17 protein-coding genes and 1 riboswitch are annotated in these 19,688 nt (G+C 73.2%); of the genes, 4 read left to right on the top strand and 13 right to left on the bottom strand.

What is annotated here, in order from left to right; genetic code table 11:
* The first annotated feature begins 127 nt into the window (after window positions 1-127).
* Window positions 128-922 (top strand): N-formylglutamate amidohydrolase, encoded by a 795-nt coding sequence (locus ACZ6D7_RS09250; RefSeq protein WP_469485855.1) that lies wholly within the window; start codon window positions 128-130, stop codon window positions 920-922.
* 19 nt (window positions 923-941) lie between these two features.
* On the opposite strand, the gene ACZ6D7_RS09245 is transcribed toward ACZ6D7_RS09250, so the two are convergent.
* The 3 genes from ACZ6D7_RS09245 to ACZ6D7_RS09235 form a co-directional block, all read right to left on the bottom strand.
* Window positions 942-1,439 carry a hypothetical protein gene (locus tag ACZ6D7_RS09245; protein ID WP_469485853.1) on the bottom strand — a complete coding sequence of 166 codons (498 nt, stop codon included), beginning with the start codon at window positions 1,437-1,439 and terminating at the stop codon, window positions 942-944.
* 5 nt (window positions 1,440-1,444) lie between these two features.
* Window positions 1,445-2,020 (bottom strand): RNA polymerase sigma factor, encoded by a 576-nt coding sequence (locus tag ACZ6D7_RS09240; protein WP_469485850.1) that lies wholly within the window; start codon window positions 2,018-2,020, stop codon window positions 1,445-1,447.
* 160 nt (window positions 2,021-2,180) lie between these two features.
* Window positions 2,181-3,593 carry a S8/S53 family peptidase gene (locus ACZ6D7_RS09235; RefSeq protein ID WP_469485847.1) on the bottom strand — a complete coding sequence of 471 codons (1,413 nt, stop codon included), beginning with the start codon at window positions 3,591-3,593 and terminating at the stop codon, window positions 2,181-2,183.
* 265 nt (window positions 3,594-3,858) lie between these two features.
* Between ACZ6D7_RS09235 and ACZ6D7_RS09230 the strand changes: the two genes are divergently transcribed.
* Both ACZ6D7_RS09230 and ACZ6D7_RS09225 read left to right on the top strand, forming a co-directional pair.
* Window positions 3,859-6,462 (top strand): CHAT domain-containing protein, encoded by a 2,604-nt coding sequence (locus ACZ6D7_RS09230; protein ID WP_469485844.1) that lies wholly within the window; start codon window positions 3,859-3,861, stop codon window positions 6,460-6,462.
* Between the two features lie 350 nt (window positions 6,463-6,812).
* On the top strand, window positions 6,813-7,040 hold the full coding sequence (locus ACZ6D7_RS09225) for a hypothetical protein (RefSeq protein ID WP_469485841.1): 228 nt from the start codon (window positions 6,813-6,815) through the stop codon (window positions 7,038-7,040).
* Between the two features lie 22 nt (window positions 7,041-7,062).
* Here the strand turns inward: ACZ6D7_RS09225 and ACZ6D7_RS09220 are convergent, their stop codons facing one another.
* On the bottom strand, window positions 7,063-8,856 hold the full coding sequence (locus ACZ6D7_RS09220; protein ID WP_469485839.1) for a LuxR family transcriptional regulator AbsR2: 1,794 nt from the start codon (window positions 8,854-8,856) through the stop codon (window positions 7,063-7,065).
* A gap of 71 nt (window positions 8,857-8,927) precedes the next feature.
* Between ACZ6D7_RS09220 and absR1 the strand changes: the two genes are divergently transcribed.
* The gene (gene absR1 / locus ACZ6D7_RS09215) at window positions 8,928-10,013 is read left to right on the top strand and encodes a beta-glucuronidase AbsR1 (RefSeq protein ID WP_469485836.1); all 1,086 of its coding nucleotides are present in this window, start codon (window positions 8,928-8,930) and stop codon (window positions 10,011-10,013) included.
* Between the two features lie 108 nt (window positions 10,014-10,121).
* Here the strand turns inward: absR1 and ACZ6D7_RS09210 are convergent, their stop codons facing one another.
* The 9 genes from ACZ6D7_RS09210 to ACZ6D7_RS09170 form a co-directional block, all read right to left on the bottom strand.
* Entirely contained in the window at window positions 10,122-11,270 is a 1,149-nt protein-coding gene (locus ACZ6D7_RS09210; protein WP_469485834.1) for an LLM class flavin-dependent oxidoreductase, read from the bottom strand.
* Entirely contained in the window at window positions 11,263-12,372 is a 1,110-nt protein-coding gene (locus ACZ6D7_RS09205) for an LLM class flavin-dependent oxidoreductase (RefSeq protein ID WP_469485831.1), read from the bottom strand. The genes ACZ6D7_RS09210 and ACZ6D7_RS09205 overlap by 8 nt, the downstream gene beginning before the upstream one ends.
* Complete coding sequence (locus tag ACZ6D7_RS09200) at window positions 12,369-13,745, bottom strand: NtaA/DmoA family FMN-dependent monooxygenase (RefSeq protein ID WP_469485828.1); 1,377 nt, start codon at window positions 13,743-13,745, stop codon at window positions 12,369-12,371. The genes ACZ6D7_RS09205 and ACZ6D7_RS09200 overlap by 4 nt, the downstream gene beginning before the upstream one ends.
* 22 nt (window positions 13,746-13,767) lie before the next feature.
* Complete coding sequence (locus ACZ6D7_RS09195) at window positions 13,768-14,970, bottom strand: LLM class flavin-dependent oxidoreductase (RefSeq protein ID WP_469485825.1); 1,203 nt, start codon at window positions 14,968-14,970, stop codon at window positions 13,768-13,770.
* Between the two features lie 75 nt (window positions 14,971-15,045).
* Window positions 15,046-15,177 (bottom strand): putative leader peptide, encoded by a 132-nt coding sequence (locus ACZ6D7_RS09190; protein ID WP_469485822.1) that lies wholly within the window; start codon window positions 15,175-15,177, stop codon window positions 15,046-15,048.
* Between the two features lie 59 nt (window positions 15,178-15,236).
* Window positions 15,237-16,262: an ABC transporter substrate-binding protein gene (locus ACZ6D7_RS09185; protein ID WP_469485819.1), complete on the bottom strand. Its 1,026-nt coding sequence runs from the start codon at window positions 16,260-16,262 to the stop codon at window positions 15,237-15,239.
* 68 nt (window positions 16,263-16,330) lie between these two features.
* Window positions 16,331-17,107, bottom strand: a complete 777-nt coding sequence (locus ACZ6D7_RS09180; protein ID WP_469485816.1) for an amino acid ABC transporter ATP-binding protein — start codon at window positions 17,105-17,107, stop codon at window positions 16,331-16,333.
* Complete coding sequence (locus ACZ6D7_RS09175; protein ID WP_469485813.1) at window positions 17,104-18,081, bottom strand: amino acid ABC transporter permease; 978 nt, start codon at window positions 18,079-18,081, stop codon at window positions 17,104-17,106. Before ACZ6D7_RS09175 ends, ACZ6D7_RS09180 begins: the two co-directional genes overlap by 4 nt.
* A gap of 360 nt (window positions 18,082-18,441) precedes the next feature.
* Window positions 18,442-18,565: riboswitch (SAM riboswitch) on the bottom strand.
* A 66-nt stretch (window positions 18,566-18,631) separates the two neighbouring features.
* Entirely contained in the window at window positions 18,632-19,549 is a 918-nt protein-coding gene (locus ACZ6D7_RS09170) for a glutathione S-transferase C-terminal domain-containing protein (RefSeq protein ID WP_469485809.1), read from the bottom strand.
* Window positions 19,550-19,688: the final 139 nt, after the last annotated feature.

Genomic DNA, 19,688 nt, shown 5'->3' with positions numbered 1-19,688 from the left:
GGAACGCGCGCCTTGTGACCTGCTCGTTCGTCACGGCCATATCCGTTTCCCCGCCCTTGCCCCGTTGTGTTCTGATGGCTCCTCCGATCATGCGTCACGCCACTGACAACGCCCCGGGAGCCGCCTGATGACCCCTGCCGCACCGTCCTTCGCCGTCCTGCCCGGAGCCGCCGGCTCGCCGGTGATCCTGCACGTGCCGCACTCGGCGCGGGAGATACCGCCCGCCGTGCGGACCGGCGTCGTGCTGGACGACGCGGCGCTGGAGCGGGAGCTGGACCACATCACGGACTCGCACACCGCCGAGATCGCCGAGGAGGCCGCCCGGCTGGCGGGCGTGACGCCGTGGCGGTTCGTCAACCGGCTGTCGCGGCTGGTCGTCGACCCGGAACGGTTCCCGGACGAGCGGGAGGAGATGCGCGCCGTCGGGATGGGCGCCGTGTACACGAGGACCACGCACCGGGAGGTGCTGCGGCCGGACGACGTCGACCCCGAGCCACTGGTCGAGCGGTACTTCCGGCCGTACGCGCGGGCGATGACGGAGGCCGTGACCGACCGGCTGGCGGCCGTCGGGCGGGCCGTCGTCGTCGACGTGCACTCCTACCCGGCCGCGCCGCTGCCGTACGAGCTGCACGGGGCGGGTCCGCGGCCGCCGGTCTGCCTGGGCACGGACTCCTTCCACACCCCGCCGGAGCTGCTCGCCGCCGCGCGGAAGGCGTTCGAAGGGGTCGGGGAGACGGGACTGGACAGCCCGTTCGCCGGGGCGTACGTACCGCTGGAGTACTACGGGTCGGACACGCGGGTGTCCGCGCTGATGGTGGAGATCCGCCGGGACACCTACATGTCCGAGCCGGGCGGGCCCGCGGGCCCGGGACTGACCGTGCTCGCCGAGGCGCTGGCGGCCCTGGTGGACGCCGTGTCCTGACCGCCGCGGCCCGTGGTGGCTACGCGCGCAGCCACTCCGTGACGACCACCTCCCCGCCGGTCCGCAGCCGCAGGGCGAACGGGCCGCCGGGCGGGGCGTCGCAGGCGAAGCGGCCCATGGTGTCGGCGGTGAGCGAGGCGCCGGCGCGCGGGCCGTGCAGCACCTCGATCGAGGCGGACTGCGGGGGCAGCAGCTGGCCCATCAGCCCGTCCCCGGTCACCTCGACGTCGACCGTGAGCCCGCCCGTGTGGAAGGTCAGCATCCGCGGCACGTCCTCGGCTCCCCTCACCGGGATGGCGTCGGTCAGCGAGTCGAAGGTCAGCTCCGCGATCCGGGCGTCCAGGTCGTGCAGCGCGTAGGCCTCGACGGCGGTCTGCCGCAGGTGGGCCGGGACCGGGTCCAGGATGGCGGCGGCCTGCCGCAGCTCCTCCTCCAGGGCGCCGTGGTCGAACTCCTCCTCGTCGAAGGCGCCTTCGACCGACAGGTCGTCGTCGTTCTCGTCGGCGTGGCCGTTCATGGCGTTCACAGTGCTCCCCGTGCGTCGAGTCGGGCCCGCAGGCGGCGCAGACATCGCTGGCGCATCGGTCCGATGCTGCCCACCGCGATGCCCAGGGCGGCCGAGACCTCCTGATAACTGGGCGGCGGTGAGGCGATCAGCACCCGCAGCAACTGGCGGCAGCGGTCGCCGAGCGCCTCGAACTCCTGCCAGAGGAAGCGGACGCGCTCGCTCTGCGCGGCCGCCTCCTCCGAGTCCAGGACCGACTCCTCCGGGGTACGTTCCTCGCTGGCGCGGTCGAGCAGCTGGGGATCGTCGGTCGGGGTGAGCCGTCGTAAGCTCTTGATCACTTTCAGGCACTCGTTGCGCGCGGTGATGGCGAGCCACGAACCCGCCTTGTCCGGTTCCCTGATCCGGCCGAGGTGCTGGGCGAAGCGGAACCAGACGGTCTGGTACACCTCGCTCCCGTCGGCGTCCGAGAGCCGGTGGGAGCGCACCACCGACCACACCAGCGGGCTCAGCCCTTCCACCAGCGCCTTCCAGGCCGCCGTGTCACCGTCGACGGCGGACTGGACGAGCGCGCCGACATCAGTACGGTCCACGGCCCCACCCCTCGTGTACGGCCTGTCATCGTACGCCGTGACGGGGGCTCGTTCGGACCTCATGGCGTCCTCGCACCCGCACCGGGACTCCGAGCGGGACCAGGTGCGAAACTCGGTGCGGGACCAGGTGCGAAACTCGGTGCGGGACCAGGTGCGGGACTCATGCCGGGCCGACCGGGACCGGGCGCCAGGTGGCGGGCAGCAGCACCGGCACGTGCGCCCCGCGCACCTCGGCGAACTGCGTGTTCTGGGCCAGGAGCTGACGGGCCGCCGCACGCGGGTCGGCCTCCTTGTGGGCGGTCATGTGCGCGGCGACGAGTCCGGCCACCACGGGCGTCGCGAAGGACGTGCCGCTCCAGGACGCGAACCCCTCGAACATCACCTGGTCCGGCTTGCCGGAGCCGTCGCTCAGGACGCCGGTGTGGCGCGGGGCGCGGCAGGTGCAGGCGTAGCCGAAGCCGTAGCGGCAGGCGTCGTAGGTGGAGTGCTGGTAGACGTACGGGACGGGGGCGTCGAAGCCGGTGAGGGCGCTGGTGAGGCGCTCGCCGGGGGCGTAGACCCGTACCCAGGCGCCGTGGTTGCTGAAGCAGGCGCCGAACTCGCCGTCGCCGCGCAGCGCGCCGACGGACAGGACCGAGTCGGCGTGGTCGGGCAGGGAGGCGTAGGCGGCGGGCCAGAACGGCGTGGCGCTGGCGTTGTTGCCGGCGGCGGCGACCAGCAGGGTGCGCTGTCCCTGGAGGGCGCGCATGAAGCCGTCGAGGCCGAGGAGCCCGTCGACGCGGCCGTTGGAGGTGCCGGCGGAGAGGCTGAGGATGTCGGGCCAGCCGCCCTCCTCCACGGCGTCGAAGAGCTTCTCGCCGAAGGCGTCCTCCAGGATCGCGCCGGCGTCGTTCAGCGTGCCGCGGACGGTGATGTCGGTGTTGGGCGCGACGGCCGCGACCAGTCCGGCGATGAACGTGCCGTGCCCGACGTACTGCTGGAGGACGCCGTTGTCGTCCGTCTCCCGGATCTGGAGGTCGCCGTCGGTGTGGGCGAGCAGCGGGTAGGAGCGGTAGTCGTGCATCAGACCGGTGTCGACGACGAGGACGCCGACGGCTCCCTCGGCGTCGTGGGTGCCCTCCGCCGGGGACGGGTTGGGCGGCTGGGTGAGCGGGGCGGGCACGGGCTCGTCGCCGGGGCAGGCGTTGACGGAGATCGACACCACGTGGTTGCGGCTGACCAGCCGGCGTCCGGTGCGGCCCTCCGCCTCGCGCAGGGCGCGCAGGGCGCCCGCGACGGCGCGGTCCCCGCTGCGGTCGCCGTGGCCGGGGTCGCCGACCTGGATGCGGGTGATGCCCGAGCGGTTGGTCCGCGGTCCGGCGCGGCGCACATGGTCGGCGACCAGTCCGGTGGTGGCGGTGAAGTGGGTGCGGACGGTGTCCTCGACGACCTGGGCCTCCTCGCCGTCGCGGGCGAGGACCACGCCCTTCTCGTAGATGAACTCGGCGGAGTCGTCCGGCCCCATCGCCAACGGGACGTCGGGCAGCGTGCGCTGGATCTGTTCGAACTGCTCGTGGAATCGCTGTGGTGCCATGGCGTGTCCTCTCCCCCTGAGCCTGTGTCGTCAGTCTGAGCCGCGAGGCCCGCGTCTGATACAGCTGGTGCGACGGCCGGGACGGGGGGTGCGGTTGCGGGCGCCGGGGGCGCGAAAACGGACGCGCACCCTACGCGCTCCCCTGCCGCCGGGAGCGTGCGCCGCGCGCGCGACGTCAAGTGCGTTGACGTGATGTCCAATTGATACCGGTGGATACGGTGCCGAACGGGTGTGGCGTGCAAGCCGGAGCACTACCATCCGTGGGGTGACAGCGGGAAACGACTCGGTTCTCGAACTGCTGCCGATGGTGTTCGCCGCCCCCAACGACGCGTTGTCGCGGGCGGAAGGAGTGCTCGACACCGATCCGACGCCGTTGCACGCCTCGGTCGCCCATCAGGTGATCGGCATCTGGCAGCGCGACTGGGGCGACATGCGGATCGCCCTGGACCATCTGCGGCGCGCCCACGAGCTGGCGGCCCGCGCGGACTCGGCGGAGCGCGAGGCGGACGTCCTGGCCACGCTCGGGGTGGCGCTGGTCCACGCGGGCCGCACCCGGCAGGGCCTGGAGGCGTTCGAGCGGGGTGTGCGGCGCGGCAGCGGGCACACCCGCGCGCGGGTGCTGTACCGGCGGGCGTACTCCTGGTGGGTGCTCGGCCATCACCGCGAGGCCCTGGAGGACGTACGCCGGGCGATTCCCGTGCTGCGGCAGGCGGACGACGTCATCTGGACGGCGCGCGCCCTCACCCTGCGCGCCACCGTGCATCTGGCGCTCGGGGCGGTGGAGCGGGCCGAGGCCGACTTCACGGCGGCCGAGGCCCTGTGGGACACCACGGGCCAGGAGCACGACAAGGCCGACGCGGTGGAGAGCCGGGGGCTTGCCGCGTTCCGCTCGGGGGACGTTCCCGCCGCGCTGCGCCTTCTCGACGAGGCCGAGGAGCGGTACGCCAAGCTCGGCACGCCGACGTTCATGCTCAACATCCGGCGCTGCGAGGTGCTGATGGCGGCCGGGCTGGCACCGGAGGCGCTGGCCGAGGCGGACGCGGCGACGGCGGTGCTGGACGGGATCGGCGGGCAGTCCACGCGCAAGGCCGAACTGCTGCTGACAGCCGCGAAGGCGGCCCGGCTGGCGGGCGATCCGGGGACGGCGATCGCGCGGGCGGCGGTGGCGGAGCGGCTCTTCGCCGGGCAGCGGCGCACCTGGTGGGAGACGCACGCCCGGCTGGTGCTGATCGAGGCGCGGGTCGCGACGGGGCGGGGTTCGGGCCGGCTGGTGGCGGACGCGGCCCGGCTGGCCGAGCGGCTGTCGGCGTTCGGGGCGCCCGCCGCGCCGGAGGCCTGGCTGCTGGCGGGCCGGATCGCGCTGGGCCTGGACTGGACGGCGGACGCGGAACGCTATCTGGAGGTCGCGGCGCGCAGCCGGCGCAGCGGGCCGCCGCTGGCCCGGATGACGGGCTGGGCGGCGCAGGCGCTGTGGGCGCGGGCCACCGGGTCCGGGCGGGGCGTGCTGGAGGCCTGCCGGCGCGGCCTCGACGTGCTCGACGACCACCGGATGACGCTGGGCGCCTCCGAGCTGCGGGCCCGGGCCACCGCGCAGGGCGCGGAACTGGCGGCGCTGGCCCAGCAGGTGAGCCTGGAGCGGGGCGGGCCCCGGCAGCTGCTGGGGTGGAGCGAACGCTGGCGGGCGACGGCGCTGTCCACCCCGCCGACCCGGCCGCCCGCCGACCCGGCGCTGCTGAGCGGGATGACGGCCTTCCGGGAGATCGCCGCCCGCGCGGAGAGCGCGCGGGCGGACGGGCGCCCGGTGCCGGCCCTGGAGCGGGAGCAGCGCCGGCTGGAACGGGAGATCCGCTCCCGCACCCTGCACATCCGCGGGGAGGTGCCCGGGGACGGCGCCCGGTTCGACGCGGGCCGGCTGCTGGAGCGGCTCGGGGACGCGCGGCTCGTCGAACTCGCCGTGCTCGACGGGCGGGTGCAGGTGCTGTTGTGCGGGGGCGGGAAGGTGCGGCGGTTCGCGGGCGGGCTGCTCGCGGAAGCGGAGCGCGAGGCCGAGTACGTACAGGCCGCGCTGCGCCGGCTGGCCCACCCGGGCGCGGAGGGACGGCTGCCGCTGGTGGAGGCGGCCGGGCTGCGGCTGGAGGAGCTGCTGCTGGGCGAGGCGGCGGGGCAGCTGGGCCCGGGACCGGTGGTCGTGGTCCCGCCGGCCCGGCTGCACCGGGTGCCCTGGGCGCTGCTGCCGTCGCTGCGGGAGCGGGTGGTGAGCGTGTCGCCGTCGGCGAGCGGCTGGCTGCGTGCCCGGGAGACCGAGCCGCCGCCCGGCGGACGGCACGTCCTGGTGCGCGGGCCGGGGCTGGCCACCGGCGGGGCGGAGGTGCCGGAGGTGGCCGGGCGGTACGGGCGGCCGACAGTACTGGAGCACGCCGACGCGCGCGTGCCCCGGGTGCTGGAGGAGCTGGACGGGGCCGCGCTCGCGCACATCGCGGCGCACGGCACGTTCCGCGCCGACAGCCCGATGTTCTCCTCGCTCCGTATGGCGGACGGCCCGCTGATCGTCCACGACTTCGAGCGTCTCGCCCGCAGCCCCTACCGGATCATCCTCTCCAGCTGCGACACCGCCCGCCTCGCCTCGGTCGGCGCCGACGAACTCCTCGGCCTCGTCACCGCGTTGCTCCCCCTGGGCACCGCGGGTGTGATCGCGAGCAGCGCCCCGGTCAACGACGCCGCGGTGGTCCCCCTGATGCTGGCCCTCCACCAGAGCCTCAGCACGGGCCTCTCCCTGGCCGAGGCCCTGCGTGACGCCCGCACCACCCTCCCGCCCGACACCGTGCACCGGGCGACGGGGTGGGCGTTCACGGCGTTCGGGGCGGCGTGAGGGGGCCGCACCCCGGTACGACGGTGCGACAGACCGACATTGTGATCAACCGGGTGCGCAGGGTAGCGTTCCTGTCGAGACAACCACCGCGCGGCAACTCGACCGCGGTTCGCGTGCGGCTCCATCGCGCACTCGGGGGGACGGGTCCGGCGTCCCTTTCGGGCAAGGCGGTCAGGCAGGTTGTCTGACGCCATGTCAACACGACGACACCTGCATACGCGGCCTGCACGTCGGCAGGGCCTCAGCGATCACCCCGAACCCACTGGGCGGGTGGCCGACCTGAGACCTGCCATCCTGCAGACGTTCCGCTCGGTTCGGCCACCCTTCGCGGCACCGGAGGAACCCCGAACATGGAAATGCAGATCGTCCTGGTCATCCTGGGCGCGGCCGGCATCGCCTCGACCCTCGTCCACGCGTTGAAGAGCGTTCTCGACCAGATCCCGGAGCTGATCCGGTCCTTTCGCCGTATCGTGCGCGAGGTGCGGCGCCCCGACGAGGGCCCCGCACCGGAGGACGAGAGCCCCGCACCGGCGCGGCCCGGGACACGGATCCCCTCCGGCACCACCGACGACCGGTGAATCGATGCCCCGGGCGACGCGGTCAGGCCGACCGGGTGTCGGGCAGTTCCGTCAGCCATGGCAGGGTCGTGCGGTCGGCTGTGCCGAGGCGGGTGTAGGCGCTGTAGAGGTGGTTGCCGACGGTGCGGACGGAAAGGGTGAGGCGCTCGGCGATCTGGCGGTTGCTCAGGCCGGCCGCGGCGAGGGTGACGATCTGGCGCTGGCGGACGGTGAGTTCGCCCAGGGCCAGGCCGGACAGGGCCGGGGTGCGGGCTCCTTGGCAGCGGCGGGCGAGGGCGGCGGCCCGGGTGCGGGCGGTGCGGGCCGCGGTGGGGTCGCGGTGGACGGGTACGGCCTGGGCGTGGGCCTCGGCCGCGAACAGCAGGAATCCGCGTTCCCGGAGTTCCTCGGCGACCCGGTCCAGGGCGGGCCCGTCGGCGCGGGCGAGCGCCCGGGCGTGGCGGGCGAAGACACCGTCCGGCGGGAGGACACCGAGGGCCTGATCGGGAGCGCCGAGGCGTACGGCGTCGTAGGCGTTGTAGGCGTCATCGGTGTCGTGCGGGTTCTCGAGGGACGTCGCCGTGAGGGTGGCCGTGTCGCCGGACTGGGCGACGGCCGCGTCGAGTTCGCGGCGGCACGCGGTGTCCTCGCCCGCGCCGGTCAGGCCCTCCCGGGCCCAGGCCGCGGCCTCGCGCAGCTCTCCGCGCAGCCGGGCGAACCGGGCGCGGACGGCCGCGTACCCCGGCGGGACCGGTTCCCCCTCCGCGACCAGCCACTCCCCCACCGGCGTCCGGGCCGTGCGGACGTCGGCGTGCGCGATGCCGTGAAGCAGGGCGGCGGCCTCCGCGTCGAGGGCGTCCGTCAGCGGCCCGCGCAGGCCGGCCAGCCGCCTCGCGCGCAGCCGGCCGGCCGCGGCGCGCAGGACCGGGCCGTGCAGGGGGTGGGCCAGCCGGACGGTGGTGTCGTCGTCCGCCACCTCGATCAGCCCGTCCGTCTCCAGGCGCTCCAGAGCCCGCAGGTCCAGCGAGTCGGCGGGCAGCGGCAGGGGTTCGGCGAAGGCAAGGCGGTCGAGGGTCTCGCGTTCCTCGGGGCAGGTGCGGGCGAGGACGGCGGCGGTGCGCTCGCGCAGTGTCGGGGTCGGCGGGACCGGGCCGCGCCACGCCCACGCGCCGGTCTCCGGGACGCGGGTGAGCAGGCCCGCCGCGCGTACGGCGCCCAGCAGGTCCCGCAGCAGCCGCAGGTCCCCCCGGCACAGGCGGCGCAGGCGGTGGGCGGTGAGGGGGTCCAGGGGGCCGCCGCCGGCGGCGGTGAGGAGCGGTTCCGTGGCGTCGTCGGGCAGTGGTTCGAGGGTGAGACGGGGCAGCAGTTCGCCGGTCGTGAGGCGGGTGACGGCGTCGGGCGCGGGGGCGTCGTCCGGCACCACGACCAGCAGCCGGGTGCGGCCCTGGACGGCCAGTTGGTGGAGCAGGGCGGCGGAGGCGTCGTCCAGCAGGTGCGCGTCGTCGACGAGCAGCAGCCGCAGGCCGGACAGGAGGTGGACGGCGCGGTGGAGGGTGACGGACTCGGGCAGCAGATGGGCGAAGGCGGCGAAGGGGGTGGCGCGGGTCTCGGGAGTGGGGGCCACGCGGGCGCAGTCGGTGCCGCGCACCGCCTCGGTCGCCAGCCGGGTGCGGCCGCAGCCGGCCGGTCCGGTCACCACGATGCCGGGCCGTCCCGCCGTCAACGACCGGCGGACCAGCTCCAGTTCCTCCTCCCGGCCGGTGAACGGCCACGGCAGCCGAAGGGTCTTGGCGTGCGGTTCGATCGTCGTCACACCATGTGGAGTCCGCATACTCATGCCTGATACAGGGCGACTTGAGTAGCCCCCGACTCAGGCGCCGGGACGACGGGACGCGGCAGGCTGTGCGCATGACCGCCCGCTTCTGCTCCCTCGTGCAGCAGTCGGCCCCCGCGTTCGTCCCGGGGCTGGCCGCCGAGCGGCTGGGCGCGCTCCTGAGCGGGCGGCGGATGTGGGTCAACGGGACGGTTCTGCACTACTACTTCTTCGACGGCGAGGGCGACGGGTCGGTCATCCCCGTGCCGGGCTCCGGAAGCACCCGGCGGGTGTCCTGGGTGGGCGACGAGGACCAGCGGGACGTGGTGCGCGACTGCTTCCGCGAGTGGGCCGGTCTCGGCATCGGGGTGTCGTTCGCCGAGGTCGGCGACCGCTCGGAGGCGGAGCTGCGGATCGGCTTCCAGCAGGGCGACGGCTCCTGGTCGGCCGTGGGCCGTGACGCGCTGCTCGCCGGACTCGCCGAACGCACGATGAACTTCGGCTGGGACCTGACCGCGCCCGGTGAGCGCGCCACGGCCCTGCACGAGATCGGGCACGCGCTCGGTATGCAGCACGAGCACCAGAGCCCGTTCGCGGGGATCCACTGGGACGACGAGGCGGTGTACGCGGATCTGGCGGGCCCGCCGAACCACTGGAGCCGGGACCGCACCTTCTTCAACATCCTGCGCAAGCTGGACCCGGCCGAGGTCAACGGATCGGTGTGGGACCCGCACTCGGTGATGGAGTACCCCTTCGCGGCGGGGCTGATCCTGGAGCCCGAGCAGTTCCGCACCGGCGTCCATCCGAGTGGTGAACTGTCGGCGCTGGACAAGGAGTTCGTGCTGCGCTGGTATCCGCCGACGGCCGCGCCGCTGCCGCCCGCGCTGGTGCCGTTCCGTTCGGTGCCGCTGTCGCTGGGCCCGGGCGAGCAGGCCGACTTCACGGTGGAGCCGCGGGAGACCCGCGAGTACACCTTCGGGACCTTCGGGGAGAGCGACACGGTCGTCGTGGTCTTCGAGGAGCGGGACGGCGAGCCCCGCTTCCTCGCGGGCCAGGACGACGCGGGCACCCCGCGCAACGCCACGATCCGGGCGCGGCTCGTCAAGGGCCGCCGCTACTTCGTCCGGGTGCGCCTGTACGCCGGGTGGGGGTCGGGCCAGACGGCGGTCATGTGCTGGTGACGGCGCGACGACCGCCCACGAGACCACAGTCCGGCGCCGGGGGAAGCGCCGGGGCCACGCCGCCTTCGGGGGAGGGCGACGTGGCCCCGGCCGCACCGGCGCCCCGGGTCAGCCCGGCACGGGGCCGTGGCCCCGACGGTGCCATTCCTCCGCGAGCAGTTCGTAGGAGCGGACGCGGTCGGCGTGGTCGTGGGTGATGGTGGTGATGAGCAACTCGTCGGCGCCCGTGGCCTCCTGAAGTTGTTCCAGCCGGTCGGCGACCCGGGCCGGGGAGCCGACGAACTGCGTGTCGATCCGGTCCTGGACCAGGGCACGGTCCTCGTCGGTCCAGGCGAGGGCGCGGGCTTCCTGCGGGGTCGGGAACTCGATGGCGCCCTCGGCGGTCCGAATACTGCGCACCCAGGGGCCGTAACCGGTGGCCAGCTCCCGGGCACGGGTGTCGTCCTCGGCGACGACGACATCGGCGGAGACGCTCACATACGGCCGCTCGAGGGTCGCGGAGGGCTTGAAGCGGGCGCGGTAGCCGTCCACCGCCTCCAGGACGGTGGCCGGGCTGACGTGGTAGTTCGCCGCGAAGCGCAGGCCCCGGGCGCCCGCGGCCTCGGCACTGCTGCCGCCGCTGCTGCCCAGGATCCACACCTCGACGTCGGCCCCCTCCCCTGGGACGGCGTTGGCCTCGACACCCTCCGGGGAGCGGTAGGTGCCGGCGAGCAGGGCGAGGATGTCGTCGATCTGCTCGGCGTAGTCCTGGGATACAGCGCCGGGCAGCAGGAGCAGCCTGCGCTGGAGTGCGATCCGGGGTGAGCCGAGGAGGTTCTCGAAGGAGAAGCGGGGCGGGATGAGCAGGCCGTTCGGTGCCCGGCCGTCGACGACCGGGGTCGCCGTGGGCGGCGGGGTGGACGGCGGCCCGGACGGGCCCCCTCCGGAGCGGCCCAGGCCCAGGTCGAGGCGGCCGGGGTGCAGGGCGTCGACCAGGCCGAACTCCTCGACCGTGCTCAGGGCCGTGCGGTGGCCGAGCTGGACGGCTCCGGAGCCGAGCCGGATCGTGGAGGTCGCGGCGGCGGTCAGCGCGAGGACGACCGCCGGGGACGTACCGGCCACACCGGGGTTGAGGTGGTGCTCGGCGAACCAGTAGCGGGCGTAGCCGAGACGCTCGGCCCGCCGGGCGAGGTCGATGGAGTTCCGCAGCGCGTCCGCGGCGGTGGAACCGGAGGAGACCGGGACCAGGTCGAGGACGCCGAGAGGTGTCTCAGGCACGGGCGGGCTCCCCGTCGGCCGGTGCTCCCGGGAGCACCGGTGCCGCCGGGAGCACCGGTCCCCAGGCGAACGGCGGGTCCGGTATCTCCTTGCGCAGCACCGGCGCCACCGCCGACTGGAACAGCTCCAGCGAGTCCCGGTGCCGGGTGTCGCCCAGTCCGCCCGCGTCCGCGTGCAGATGCAGCACCGAGTGGCCGAACCGCTCGTGGTAGCGGTGGACCTTGTCGACGACCTGCTGCGGGCTGCCGATCAGGGCGGAGCTGCGCTCGACGAAGTCCTCCAGGGTCTCGAAGACCACGGGCAGTCCGGCCTTGCGCTGGAACTCCAGGTTGCTCTCGAAGACCGGCCGGTAGACCTCCCGCGCCTCCTGCGAGGTGCGCGCCACGTACAACCCGGCCGAGCCCGCGCCCACCGCGATGTCCGCCGGGTCGTGGCCGTAGTGCTCCCAGCGTTCGCGGTAGTGGCGGATCAGTTCGGCGTAGGGCTCGATGGGATGGGTGACGTTCGCCGAGAACAGCGGGTCGCCGTAGCGGGCGGCCAGGTCCACGGACTCCTTGCTGGTGGCGCTGCCGTGCCAGACGCGCACGGGCCGCTGGTACGGTCTCGGCCACACCTCGGCGTCGGTCAGCGGCGGGCGGAACCGGGTCGCCGCGGTGACCTTGTCGTCGCGCCAGATCTGCCGGAACACCTCGTAGCTCTCGGCGTTGCGCTCCCACTGGTCCTCGGGGGTGACCCGGAACAGCTCGCGCTGAGCGGCTCCGTTGCCCTTGCCGATGATGAGGTCCAGCCGGCCGCCGGAGAGGTGGTCGAGGGTGGCGTAGTCCTCGTAGGCGCGGACGGGGTCGAGGAGGCTGAGGGTCGTCACGGCGGTGAACAGCCGGATCCGCCGCGTCAGGGCGGCCACGTGGCTGAGGACGACGGTCGGCGAGGAGGAGATGAACGGCCGCTCGTGCCGCTCCCCCACGCCGAAGCCGTCGAAGCCGAGTTCCTCGGCGAGCAGGGCGTTGTCGAGCACCTCGCGGAAGCGGTCCTGGGTGGACTTCAGGACGCCGGTGACCGGGTCCGGGCGGTGCACGATCAGGGTGATGGCGAGGAACTTCACGAGGCCACCCGAGCGGTGCTGTCCGCCTCGTCCGGGTACGCGAGGCCGAGGTGGTCCCTGAGCGTGGTGCCCTCGTACTCGGTGCGGAAGACGCCCTGTTCCTGGAGGAGCGGGACGACCTTGTCGGCGAAGTCGTCGAGGCCGCTCGGGGTGATGTGCGGGACGAGGATGAAGCCGTCGGCGGCGTCGGCCTGCACGTACTCGTTGATCGTCCTGGCGACGGTGGCCGGGGAGCCGACGAAGTTCTGCCGGTTGCCGGTCTCGATGACCAGGTCGCGGATCGACCAGTTGTTGGCTTCCGCGAGCTCCCGCCATTCGCGGGCGGTGGCCAGCGGGTCGCGGTACATCCGGACCTGGGCGCGGCCGCGCGCGATGTGGTTCTCCCCGAGATCCGGGTCGATGTCGGGCAGGGGGCCCTCCGGGTCGTAGCCGGACAGGTCCCTGTTCCAGACGAATTCCAGGTGCTTGAGGGCGGTGGCGCCGCTGACCTGCTGGCGGCGCACGTCCTTGGCGATCTCCTCGGCCTCGGCGTCGGTGTCGCCCAGCACGAAGCTCGCGGCGGGCAGGATCAGCAGTTGGTCGGCGCGCCGGCCGTACTTGGCGAGGCGTGACTTGACGTCCGTGTAGAAGGCCTGGCCGGCGTCGAGCGCCGCGTACCGGCTGAAGATCGCGTCGGCGGACGAGGCGGCGAACTCGCGGCCCTCGTCGGAGTCCCCGGCCTGGAAGATCACCGGGCGGCCCTGGGGGCTGCGGGGCACGTTGAACCGGCCCTGGATGTCGAACTGCCGGCCCTCGTGGACGAAGGCCCCGGCCTTGGCGTCCTGGAGGAAGGTGCCGGTGCCCTGGTCGGCGACGATCTCGTCGCCCCGCCAGGAGTCGAAGAGCTCGCCCGTGGTGGCGAGGAACTCCTTGGCGCGGGCGTACCGCTCGCCCTGCGGGAGGTAGCCGCCACGGCGGAAGTTCTCGCCGGTGAAGGCGTCCCAGGAGGTGACGACGTTCCACGCGGCGCGGCCGTCGGAGAGGTGGTCGAGGCTGGCGAACTGGCGGGCCACCTCGTAGGGCTCGTTGAAGGTGGAGTTGATGGTGCCGGTCAGGCCGAGGCGCTCGGTGACGGCGGCGAGCGCGGCCAGGATCGTGAAGGTGTCGGGGCGGCCGACCACGTCCAGGTCGTAGATCCTGCCGCCCTGTTCGCGCAGCCGCAGCCCCTCGGCGAGGAAGAGGAAGTCGAACTTGGCGCGTTCGGCGGTCCGCGCGAAGTGGGCGAAGGAGCTGAACTCGATATGGCTGCCGGCCCGCGGATCGCTCCACACGGTGGTGTTGTTGACGCCGGGGAAGTGCGCGGCGAGATGGATCTGCTTCTGGGGCTTGCTCATGGTCGTCGGCTCTCCGTCCGGCTCAGGCTGCGGCGTAGCGGTTGGCGGGGCGGCTCAGGCCGAGCAGCCCGCGCAGGGTGTCGGCCTCGTAGGCACGGCGGAAGGCCCCACGGCGCTGGAGTTCGGGGACGAGGCCCCGGGTGATGGACGGGAGGTCATGGCCGGCGACGGCGGGGCGCAGCCGGAACCCGGTCAGTCCGGCCGCCCGGAAGTCCTGGAGCAGATCGGCGAGTTGGGCGGGCGAGCCGGCGAATATCCGGGCGTCGCTGCGGTACTCCTCGCCGGCGAGGGCGTCGAGGCGGTCGCGCCGGGCGGCGGCCTCGGCCGGGTCGTCGTCGAGGAAGACCACCAGGTCGCCGAAGACGTGCAGCGGCTCCGCGGCCCGCCCCGCCCGCTCCTGTTCGGCGCGGATCTCGGCGACGATCGCACGGGCCTGGCCGGTGTCGTGCGGGGTGACATAGCCGATGTCGGTGGCGCGGGCCACCAGCCGGTAGGGGACGGTGTCGTGCGCCAGAGCGGTGACCAGGGGCTGGCCCTGCGGCGGGCGCGGGGTGATGGAGGGCCCCTTGACGCTGAAGTGGCGGCCCTCGAAGTCGATGTAGTGGAGTTTGTCGCGGTCGATGAAGCGGCCCGTGGTGACGTCCCGGATCTCCGCGTCGTCCTCCCAGCTGTCCCAGAGGCGGCGCACGACCTCGACGTAGTCGGCCGCCTCGTCGAACAGCTCGGTCACCAGGTCCTGGGTGGCCGGGGAGTCGTAGGCCTCGATCCGGGGGATCGTGCGGCGGCCGAAGTGGGCGGCCTCGGTGGGGCGGGCGGTGATCTGGACACGCAGGCCGGCCCGGCCGGTGCTCACGTAGTCGAGGGTGGCGATCGCCTTGGAGAGGTGGAACGGCTCGGTGTGCGTGGCCACCACGGTCGGCACCAGGCCTATGTGGTGGGTGAGCGGGGCGACGCGGGAGGCGATCAGCACGGCGTCGAGGCGGCCGCGGACCTGGTCGGTGCGGTCGTCCGGGTCGAGGAAGTGGGAGGACTGCGGGCCGAGGCCGTCCTCGATCGTCACGAAGTCGAGCAGTCCGCGCTCCGCCTCGGCGACCAGATCGGCCCAGTATCCGGCGGTGAACAGCTCACGGGGTCGGGCGACGGGCTCGCGCCAGGAGGCGGGGTGCCAGCCGGTGCCGTCCAGAGCGACGGCGAGATGCAGCGGGGAGGAGGGGGTCGAGGACACGAGGGTGCCTTCCTGGAGGTCCGTACGAGAGCGCACGTCACCCGCGTCAAGGGGTGCCGCTTCGGGGAACGGGTGTCAGGAGCAACAGAGCGCGCCGGCCACGCGCTGGAGGTCTATGTGAGGCCGGGAGGACAGGTGCACGGCGTGGAATGTGTGCGTCACGGCCGGCACCTCCCCCTGTCGGGCGCGCGTCGGCGCCTGTCCCATCTCGTCATGAGTCACAACGCCCGGGCCCCGCCGGGTGTTCCCGGCGGGGCGCCGGTCGGTCAGGAGTTGTCCAGCGGCAGTCCGGGCGGGTTGATCTCGGACTTGGCGACGGCCTCGTTGGAGAGGTTGTAGGCCGCCAGCCACTTGGCGTACTGCCCGTTCTCGATCAGGTGGTTGATGGCGTCCGCGACCGGCTTGGCGAGGCCGCTGTCCTTCTTGGCGGTGGCGGCGATCAGGCCCTGGAGCGTCTCGCCGGCGCCGGAGAAGGTGCCCGCGTTGCGGGTGGCGTTGGCCGTGCCCGCGGTCTGGGAGACGTTGTAGGCGATCCCGGGGTTGGGGCCGAAGAACGCGTCGATCTTGCCGCTGGCGAGCGCCAGGTAGATGCCGTTGCGGTCCGGGTAGTACTTGACGGTGAGCTTCTTGCCCTCGGACTCCAGCTTCTTCTTCCACTCCAGGAGGATCTTCTCCTGGTTGGTGCCGGAGCCGACGGTGACGGTCAGTCCGGCGAGGTTCTCGTAGTTGCCGTCGAAGTTCCACTTGTTGGACTTCTTGACCTCCCAGCCGAGGTTGTCCTGGCGGTAGGAGGCGAACTCGTACTTCTTCTTGCGCTCCTCGGTGTCGGTGACGTTCGAGAAGGCGACGTCGACCTTGCCGCTGTCGATGCCGACGAAGAGGTTCTCCCAGGTGAAGTTCTTCGTCTCGGGCTTCAGGCCGAGGACCGCGGCCACCAGGCGGCCGAGGTCGGGCTCGGCCCCGGTGAGGGTCTTCTGGTCGTCGCCGACGTACGCCAGCGGGGCGAAGCCGGAGGGCAGGGCGCCGATGCCGATGGTCAGCTTGCCGCTCTTCTTGATCGCGTCGGGCAGTTCGGCGCTGATGGACTTGACCTCGGAGACCTTCAGGACGGTCTCCTTGGCGGCACCGTTGGACACCCGGCCGATGGTCACGCTGCCTGCGGCGGCGCCGTCGGCCGTGGTGGCGGCCTCGCTGTCACCACCGCAGGCGGCGAGCCCGGTGGCGAGGGTGGCGACCGCGGTCGCCGCGGTGATGCCGCGAATCAGGCTGCGTCGGGTGAAGTGGGCAGACATGGCCGTCCTTTGTGACTCAGAGGGTGGTGAGGGTGTGGCGTGGGGGGAAGTCGTGGGGCGCGTCGGTGTCAGAGCACCTTGCTGAGGAAGTCCCGGGTCCGCTCGTGCTGCGGTCGGTCGAGAACCTCGGCCGGCGGGCCCTGCTCGACGATCCGTCCGCCGTCGATGAAGACGACCCGGTCGGCGACCTCGCGGGCGAAGCCGATCTCGTGGGTGACGATGACGAGGGTGGTGCCGCTGGTCGCCAGGTCCTTGATGACCGCGAGGACCTCGCCGACGAGTTCGGGGTCGAGGGCCGAGGTGGGCTCGTCGAAGAGGATGACGCCCGGGCGCAGCGCGAGGGCGCGGGCGATGGCGACGCGCTGCTGCTGGCCGCCGGACAACTGCCGGGGGTAGGCGCCGGCCTTGTCGGCGAGGCCGACGCGGCCGAGGAGTTCGCGGGCGAGTTCCTGGGCGGCGGCTCTGCTGAGCTTCCCGGTGGCCACGGGGGCGGCGGCGACATTGTCCAGCACGGTGAGGTGCGGGAAGAGGTTGAAGTTCTGGAAGACGAAGCCGATGCGGCTGCGCTGGGTCAGGATGGTCCGCTCGCTCAGCTCGCGCAGACGGCCGCCGTGCCGGCGGACTCCGATCGGCTCGCCGTTGATGCTGACGTAGCCGATCTCCGGCTTCTCCAGGTGGTTGACGACCCTCAGCAGGGTGGACTTCCCGGAGCCGGACGGGCCGAGGATCACGGTGACCTCGCCGGGCCGCACGGTGAGGTTCACCCCGTCCAGCACCCGGTGGGTGCCGTACCACTTGTGCACGTCGTGGACCTCGACGGCGGCCGGTGCGGTCTCGGTGGTCATACGGCGGCCTCCTTGCGCAGCCGCTGCCTGAACTCGACAAGGGCGCTGCGGAATTGCTGGAGCGGGGTGGGCGGCAGGGAGCGGGTGGCGCCCCGGGCGTAGTACCGCTCGACGTAGAACTGGACGACGGACACCACGCTGGTGAGGATCAGGTACCAGACGGTGACCACGAGGAGCAGCGGCACGATGTCGCCGGGGTAGGTGGCGCCCATGGTCTGGGCGGTGCCGAACAGGTCGAGCAGCGACACGTAGAAGACCAGCGAGGTGGACTTGATCAGGCCGATCAGCTGGTTGACGTAGTTCGGGGTGATCGAGCGCAGGGCCTGTGGGAAGACGATCTTCCAGAACTGGTAGCCCTTGGGCAGGCCGAGGGCGGCGGCCGCCTCGTGCTGGCCCTGGTCGACGGAGAGGATGCCGCCGCGGACCACCTCGGCGGCGTAGGCGGCCTCGTTGAGGCTGAGGCCGACGACGGCGATCGCCATGTCGGTGGCGAGCCGGGACTCGTCGAAGGTGAAGAAGGCGGGTCCGAAGGGGACGCCCAGGCTCAGCGTCTGGTACAGGGCGCTGAAGTTGTAGAGGAAGAGCAGCACCACGATCAGCGGGATGGAGCGCAGCGCCCAGACGTAGGTCCAGCTGACCGCGCGCAGCACCGGGCTCCTGGAGAGCCGGGCGAGGGCGAGCAGGATGCCTCCGACGAGGCCCAGCACCGCGCTGTAGGCGGCGACTTCGAGGGTGATCAGCAGTCCGTCGAGGATCACTGGCCGCAGGAACCAGTAGCCGAAGCGGTCCCATTGGTAGAAGGGGTTGGAGACCAGGCCGTGGACGAACTGCGCGACAAGGACCAGGGCGACGGCGGTGGCGATCCACCGTCCGGGCCGGCGCAGAGGCTGGACTCGCTGGGCGGCGAGCTTCTCCGACGGCGTGTCGAGGGCAGGTGCTTCGGCGAGGGTCACGGCACCTGGGGGTTCACTCATGAGGGGCTCCGGCGGGAGTCGGGTACCCCGGACGGGCACAGCCGTGGTGGCGGCCGTGGTGAGGCGCACGGCGCACGGATGTGTACACGGAACCGGGGTGGGGCGGTCAACGGCACACCGATCGGGCGGTGTTCGTCAGGAACGCGGAGGCGGGGCGAAGGGTGGTGAGAAGGATTCAGCCCCGACAGCGGGCACGGCCCGGTGCGGTACACAGTGCGCTGTTCACGCGGAGCAGATCGACGGCGCGGTCGGCGACGAGGGGCTGGGCGGACGGCCGTACGCAGCCCCGGAGGCGGCGGGGCGCCGTCCTGAGAGCTGCGTACATGGGGTTCTCCGTCACTGTCGCGGCCCCCGAAGGGGCCCTCGCGCTTACCGAATCGTCCTTGCCGGAACGGCATCCGGTCCGGTCGTCACCTGGGGCACCCCACCGCGGCGCGAGGGTTGCCGGTCAGCAAGCCAGGGCTTGTCGCTGACACTCATGACCGTTCTGGGCCGTAAGTTAAGACGGGTGCCCGAGCGAATGTCAACGCCGGTCCACGGGCTGGAACGGCTACTGGACGGGCGCGGTGTGCGCCGCCCAGTCCAGGATCTGCACGGCGGAACCGGCGGCCTCCAGGCCCTGGCAACGGGCGTGGTGGCGGCGGGCGATGCCGTCGAGGTCGAGGTGGGCGCCGAAGGCCGGGTGGCCGGCCAGACGGCGGGCGTAGGCCCACAGGGCGGGGTGGCCGGCGATGCGGTGCACCGCGGCCGCGTCGAGATGATGGCGGTGGACGGTGTCCAGCTGGACCAGAGCGACCCACAACTCGACGTCGGCGGCGGTGATCTGATCGCTGATCAGATACGGCTGCACACTCAGCCCCTGGTCCAGCACGCCGAGCGTGTGAAGCAGGGTGTCGAGCGCGGTGGCGCGTTCCGTGTTCCCGGCGTTCCCGGCGTCGGCCGCCCCGGCGCGCTGCGCGGCCGCCTCGATGCCCTGGGCGCACATTCGCTCGACGGCCTCGATCTCCGACTCGGCGCCGCACGGGTACAGCATGGCCCGGCCGCCGCCGAAGCTCCCCCAGCCTTCGGCCGGGGGGACCCCCGTCTCGCTGAGCTCGGCAAGGTCACGGGCGATGTCGGGCCCGTGGGTGGAGACGATGCGGCCCGACCAGTCGTCGCTGAGCACGGGCGCGGCGGCCGGTCCGGTGTAGCGGTGGGCGCTGGCGTCGTAGAGCGGGCGCAGCGCGGAGTGGCCGCCGTCGGGACGGTCCGGGACGGCGGGCAGGAAGGTGACCGGACAGGACCGGTCCAGGCCGAGGAGGCTGTGGGTGACGGCGATGCGCAGCCCGTCGGGGTCGGCCGGTGACAGGTGCAGGCGGTAGCGGCGCGGTACGGCGTAGTGGCCGCTGCGGGCGTCGCGGCCGATGCGGCCCCGGAAGGCGGGGGCGGGGCGGACGGACAGCCGGGCGGCCGGTGGTGTGACGGACATGAGTCTCCCCGGGGGCGGCGCGCGCGGCGGACCGGCGCGCGGCGGATGCGACGTCGGAGTGGGAGGCGGACCTCGTCGGCGCGCGCCGGGCGGCGGTGCCCAGGGGGCACCGCCGGGGGCGGTGGGCGCGGGAGGGGTC

The organism is Streptomyces sp. NPDC041784 (assembly GCF_055591025.1).
This window is presented reverse-complemented; position numbering and strand designations above follow the sequence as displayed.

What these genes read in the sequence shown, in the direction of transcription:
- ACZ6D7_RS09180 (WP_469485816.1), bottom strand. Translation starts at nt 17,107, where the DNA reads ATGACCACCGAGACCGCACCGGCCGCCGTCGAGGTCCACGACGTGCAC.
- ACZ6D7_RS09245 (WP_469485853.1), bottom strand. Translation starts at nt 1,439, where the DNA reads ATGAACGGCCACGCCGACGAGAACGACGACGACCTGTCGGTCGAAGGC.
- absR1 (WP_469485836.1), top strand. Translation starts at nt 8,928, where the DNA reads ATGACCGCCCGCTTCTGCTCCCTCGTGCAGCAGTCGGCCCCCGCGTTC.
- ACZ6D7_RS09220 (WP_469485839.1), bottom strand. Translation starts at nt 8,856, where the DNA reads ATGAGTATGCGGACTCCACATGGTGTGACGACGATCGAACCGCACGCC.
- ACZ6D7_RS09170 (WP_469485809.1), bottom strand. Translation starts at nt 19,549, where the DNA reads ATGTCCGTCACACCACCGGCCGCCCGGCTGTCCGTCCGCCCCGCCCCC.
- ACZ6D7_RS09250 (WP_469485855.1), top strand. Translation starts at nt 128, where the DNA reads ATGACCCCTGCCGCACCGTCCTTCGCCGTCCTGCCCGGAGCCGCCGGC.
- ACZ6D7_RS09225 (WP_469485841.1), top strand. Translation starts at nt 6,813, where the DNA reads ATGGAAATGCAGATCGTCCTGGTCATCCTGGGCGCGGCCGGCATCGCC.
- ACZ6D7_RS09175 (WP_469485813.1), bottom strand. Translation starts at nt 18,081, where the DNA reads ATGAGTGAACCCCCAGGTGCCGTGACCCTCGCCGAAGCACCTGCCCTC.
- ACZ6D7_RS09190 (WP_469485822.1), bottom strand. Translation starts at nt 15,177, where the DNA reads ATGGGACAGGCGCCGACGCGCGCCCGACAGGGGGAGGTGCCGGCCGTG.
- ACZ6D7_RS09200 (WP_469485828.1), bottom strand. Translation starts at nt 13,745, where the DNA reads ATGAGCAAGCCCCAGAAGCAGATCCATCTCGCCGCGCACTTCCCCGGC.
- ACZ6D7_RS09185 (WP_469485819.1), bottom strand. Translation starts at nt 16,262, where the DNA reads ATGTCTGCCCACTTCACCCGACGCAGCCTGATTCGCGGCATCACCGCG.
- ACZ6D7_RS09235 (WP_469485847.1), bottom strand. Translation starts at nt 3,593, where the DNA reads ATGGCACCACAGCGATTCCACGAGCAGTTCGAACAGATCCAGCGCACG.